This window comes from Anoxybacillus sp. MB8, assembly GCF_011006755.1.
Classification (GTDB): domain Bacteria; phylum Bacillota; class Bacilli; order Bacillales; family Anoxybacillaceae; genus Anoxybacillus; species Anoxybacillus gonensis.
This window is the reverse complement of sequence record NZ_RXXX01000108.1, coordinates 1-758: the sequence shown is the minus strand read 5'-3', so window position 1 is coordinate 758 and position 758 is coordinate 1. Positions and strand designations below refer to the sequence as shown.

General features: G+C 42.2%; 1 protein-coding gene. It reads right to left on the bottom strand.

Translation table 11 applies throughout. The annotated features are described in order from the left end of the window. On the bottom strand, window positions 1-734 hold a 734-nt coding region (locus tag EKC99_RS15340), incomplete at its 3' end, for an IS3 family transposase (RefSeq protein WP_163152666.1). Window positions 735-758 lie beyond the last annotated feature (24 nt).

Sequence of the window (758 nt, the reverse complement as noted above, 5' to 3'; positions counted from 1 at the left end):
ACGATTCCGTATTTCCTCATGATCCTCTGGATCTTTTTACGGCTGAAGATCATATCAAACTCATTCTCCAATATCATTTTGATAGAGCGTGAACCTTTCTTATATCCCCGCCGGTCAAAGGCCTTTAAGATGATTTCCTTCGCTTCAAGGTCCAATTTCTCCCGTGCTTCCCGGACAGAGGAAGCCTTCAGGTAGCTGTAATATCCCGACCGTGAGACATCCAGAAGGTCACAAAAATACCTGGTCATCCCCTTGAATCCATTCTGTTCAATGGTCTCCTGTATCAATTGGTACGCTTTATTCGGATTGAGATTTTCGCTTGCGTTTAGCAGCCTCCTTTCGGTCAATTCTAGCTTTTTTAACAGCTCCACCTGTCCTTCCAACAGCTCAATTCTGGCCCTTTGCCTTTCAATCACTTCGGACTGTGTAAGCTCACGCTTTAAGGGTCTCCCAGAAGCCGTTTTCCTTGAATCTGTAAGCCCTATCAGGCCATTCTTTTCATAGGCTTTTTTCCATCTATGGGCTGACTGTTCCATTCGTTTTATGCCGATAACGTCCACATCAAAGCCGTTTTCCTCAAAGATCTGACGAGGGAATTTGCCAGCTTGGTATTCATCTATAAATCTATTTTTAAAATCGTCAGTATAGGTAATAGACCTTTCGCTGACACGTTGTACATTTGGATTTTTTTGAAGTATGTTTATCTCTTTAGATGAAAAAGTTATTTTACTCATATTGTCCCCTACCCCCCATATTCT